This window comes from Azospirillum sp. B4 (assembly GCF_000333275.1).
GTDB lineage: Bacteria > Pseudomonadota > Alphaproteobacteria > Azospirillales > Azospirillaceae > Nitrospirillum.
The window spans coordinates 1-3,979 of record NZ_BACU01000359.1; the positions used below are offsets into that span (position 1 = coordinate 1).

The 3,979-nt window shown below is 67.2% G+C and carries 3 protein-coding genes; 1 reads left to right on the plus strand and 2 read right to left on the minus strand.

Annotation, left to right across the window (positions count from 1 at the left end; all coding sequences use genetic code 11):
• A partial coding sequence (locus tag I55_RS15775) for a DUF1501 domain-containing protein (RefSeq protein ID WP_049974183.1) occupies positions 1 to 1,297 on the plus strand: 1,297 nt, incomplete at its 5' end.
• Positions 1,298 to 1,357: 60 nt separating this feature from the next.
• Here the strand turns inward: I55_RS15775 and I55_RS15780 are convergent.
• Together I55_RS15780 and I55_RS15785 are read right to left on the minus strand one after the other, a co-directional pair.
• Positions 1,358 to 2,839 (minus strand): PAS domain-containing methyl-accepting chemotaxis protein, encoded by a 1,482-nt coding sequence (locus I55_RS15780; RefSeq protein WP_044561541.1) that lies wholly within the window; start codon positions 2,837 to 2,839, stop codon positions 1,358 to 1,360.
• Positions 2,840 to 3,099: 260 nt separating this feature from the next.
• On the minus strand, positions 3,100 to 3,979 hold an 880-nt coding region (locus I55_RS15785; protein ID WP_044561542.1), incomplete at its 5' end, for a KUP/HAK/KT family potassium transporter.

A 3,979-nucleotide genomic window follows, 5' to 3' on the forward strand; every position in this document is an offset into this window, starting at 1 on the left:
GGCGTTCAATCGACGCGAGATCCTGAAAACCTTGGCGGCGGCTGGCGCGCTGACCGCCGTTCCCGGCCTGGGCCAGCTGGCGTTTTCCACCCCCGGCGTGGCGGCGGAGGGGAATGGCAAAATCCTGGTCGTGCTGTTCTTCCGGGGCGGCATGGACGTGCTGAACTTCATCGGGCCGTCCAACGATGCCGTCTATATCGACGCCCGCCCGGCCGACTTGCGACTGCTGGACAGCGGCGACAAGGCCGGCATCGCCCTGGACAGCGACCTAGCCCATGGCGTGGATTTCCGCCTGCATCCGGAAGCCGCGGCCCTGCACGAGATCTATCGCCAGGGGGACTTGGCCATCGTGCACGCCACCGGCCTGTCCAACGCCACCCGCAGCCATTTCGAAGCGCAGGAGTTGATGGAGCGCGGCCTGGCGGATGAACCCAAGGGCAACGGCGTCGTTGGAACCGAAGGCGGCTGGGTCGCCCGGCTGTTGCGCCAGATGGGCACCAACGGCGAACTGGTGGCCGTCAGCACCGCCGGCGGCGTGCCCAAACTGCTGCAGGGCTACCCCGAAGCCCTGTCCATCCCAGACCTGCGGGGCGGCTTCGGCCTGCCGGGCGGGCCCAGCACCCAAGCCGTGCTGGAACGGCTGTATCCCGGCAGCGGCCAACCCGCCCTGTTCAACCCCAACGTGGCGCGCGGGGGTCGGGTGGCCCTGGATGCGGCCCTGCGCCTGAACGGGGCCCTGCCCAAGGGGCCGGACGGCAAGGTTCTGGCCTATCAGCCGGAACACGGCGGCGCCTTCGACGGTGATATTGGCCGCTCGCTGGAGACGGTGGCCCGCCTGATCCGCATGGACGCCGGGCTGAAGGTCGCCTGCGTTGACATGGGCGGCTGGGATACGCATGAGGGCCAGGCCGGCCGTTTCAAGAGCCTGGTCCACCAACTGTCCGGTTCACTCACCACCTTCTGGAACGACCTGTCCGCCTATCATGACCGCATCACCCTGGTGACCGTCAGCGAGTTCGGCCGCCGCCTGCGCGCCAACCGCAGCGGCGGCACCGACCATGGCCACGGTTCGCTGATGATGGTCCTTGGCGGCGGGGTGGCGGGCGGCCGCCTGCTGGGCCGTTGGCCGGGCCTGCAGCCGCAGGACCTGGATGAGCGCGTGGATCTGGCCGTCACCACCGATTATCGCGACGTGCTGGCCACCGTGCTGAAGCACCGCATGGGTGTGGGTCAGGTTGACGGCATCTTCCCGGGCTTCAGTCCCGGCAGTGGCGACCCGGCCCTGTTCAGGGCCTGATCGCGCGGGCCTTCGTGGGGGCGGGTGCGGCCCCCCCTTCGCGGCTCAACAGGGCGCGGCTCACCGGGCCAGGACGTGGGCCGCCTGTTTGGTGGTGGCGACGGTCTGGCCCACATGGCCGATGGCGGCGACGATGCCGCCCAGGTTGTCGGTCACGGTTTCCACCGCCACCGCCATCGCCTGCATGCTGGAGGACATGGTGCGGGTGACCGCGCTCTGCTCCTCCACCGCGCCGGCGGTGGACGTGACGTATTCCCGCACCGTGCCGATGGATTGCCGTATGGTGGTCAGCGCCCCCACCACGTCGCCGGACACCGCCTGCATGCCTTCGATCTCATCGGAAATCTGCTGGGTGGCGTTGGCCGACTCGGTGGCCAGGTTCTTGACCTCCGTCGCCACCACGGCGAAGCCCCTGCCCGCGTCACCTGCCCGCGCCGCCTCGATGGTGGCGTTCAATGCCAGCAGGTTAATCTGGCCGGCGATGCCGCGAATGACTTCCACCACACCTTCCATGGAACGGGCGACCTCCGCCAACCGCTGGGTGGAAGCGTCGGCCTGGTCCGCCAGGTTGGCGGCGTTCTCCGCCGCCGCCTGGGACTGCGCCATGCTTTGCGAGATCTCACGGATGGAGGCCGCCAGTTCCTCGGCGCTGGACGCCATCATCTGGACGGAACCCGACGTCTCCCCCGCCGCGCGCAGGGCGTCGCCCGACTGGCGGGTTGTCTGGTCCATGGCGTGATCGATCTCACCAAAGTTCTTGTCGATCAACGTCTTCAGGTCGGCCAGCATCTGCACCTGGCGGGTGATGTCGGTGGCGTACTTCACCACCTTCATCGACCGGCCGTTCAGATCGAAGATCGGGTTGTACGACGCCTCGATCCACACCTCGCGCCCGCCCTTGCCGATGCGCCGGAACTGCGCCGCCCGGTATTCCCCGCGCCGCAGGGCTTCCCAGAAGGCGCGGTAGTCGGCGCTGTCGCGATGGGCGGCATCCAGGAATATGGCGTGCGGCCGGCCCTGCACTTCCGCCAGGGTATAGCCCATGGTGTTGAGGAAGGCGTCGTTGGCGGTCAGCACCGTGCCGTCCATGGAGAATTCAATGACGGCCTGTGACTTGCGGATGGCGGTCATCTGGCCCAGGAAATCGGCGTATTCCATCTTTTGCGCCGTCACGTCGGTGGCGTATTTCACGACCTTGACCAGGCGCCCGGTATGGTCGGGGATGGGGTTGTACGAGGCCTCGATCCACACCTCGCGCCCGCCCTTGCCAATGCGCTTGAACTGAGCCGCCTGGAATTCGCCGCGCCGCAGCGCGTCCCAGAAGGCCTTGTACGGGGCGCTGTCCCGCTCCGCCGGTTCCACGAACAGGCTGTGGGGCTTGCCCTTGATCTCGGCCAGGGTATAGCCCATCGCCTTCAGGAAGTTCTGGTTGGCGGTCAACACCGTGCCGTCCAGCGCGAACTCGATCACCGCCTGCGACCGGTCCAGGGCGGCCAGGGTGGCGGCCATTGTCCTGAACCTGGCCAGAAAACTCTTGAACATCAGTCTACCGCTCCTGCTTTTCCACCTTGCAAGCCTATGTGCCAAAGGGTCTGAGGAAGCCTCTTGGCAAACCAGGACCTGATGAAGCAGGGGGCGTGTAGGTGCGAATGATATGCAGTGCAGACTAAAGGTTTTCTGTTAATGCTCCATTATCATACCGGCGGATGGACCGACACTTCCGGATAGGTTGCCCGGGCGCTGCAATCACCAGTCCGGATGGGACGACGGTCACTGGACACCTCTGACAGTCGGCGGCCGGCTCATACCTCCAGCCGGAAGCCCACCTCCATCACCTGCTCCGGCGGCAGGTGGAAATAGTCGGAGGCGCGCAGGCCCAGGCGCTGCATCAGGTGATAGGCGGTCCAGACGGGGCCGGACAGCGCGGAGCCCCGTTCCTTGCGCACCAGGCGCTCGTGGGAGATGTAGTAGGTCACCTCTTCCCGGCAGAAGGCCAGGCCCAGGCGCGCCAGGCCGCGCATGACCGTGGGCACGTCCGGCTTCTGCATGAAACCGATGCGCACCGTCACCCGCCAGAAGCCATTGCCCAGGTGCTCCGCCGACAGGCGCTCGCCCGCCGGCACGCGGGGCCGCTTGGTCGGCACCAGGGTCAGCAGGATGACATGCTCATGCAGCACCCGGTTGTGCGTCACGTGGTGGACCAGCATGGGTGACACCCGGTCGGCCGTGCGCGTCACGAACACGGCGGTGCCGGGCAGGCGGTGGACCACCGTCTCCTCCACCCGGCGCATGAACTCCGCGAAGTCGATGCCGCCCTCGCTCAGCATCACCTGAACCACGGCGCTGCCCTTGCGCCAGGCCACCATGAGGAAGGCGATGAAGCCGCCGATGGCCAGCGGCAGCCAGCCGCCCTCCAACAGCTTGGTGCTGTTGGCCACCAGGAAGGCCAGGTCCACGGCGGCGAACAGGCCCATCATCACGTTGGTGGGCAGGCTGGGCCAGTGCCACAGCTCACGCATCACCCGGCGCAGCAGCACGGTGGTGATCAGCATGGTGGCGGAGACGGCGATGCCGTAGGCGGCGGCCAGCGCCTCGGAATGTCGGAAGCCCAGGACGATCATCAGGGTAGCCAGCATCAGCAGCCAGTTCACCACCCCGACATAGATCTGGCCATAGGACCGG

What these genes read in the sequence shown, in the direction of transcription:
- I55_RS15780 (WP_044561541.1), bottom strand. Translation starts at nt 2,839, where the DNA reads ATGTTCAAGAGTTTTCTGGCCAGGTTCAGGACAATGGCCGCCACCCTG.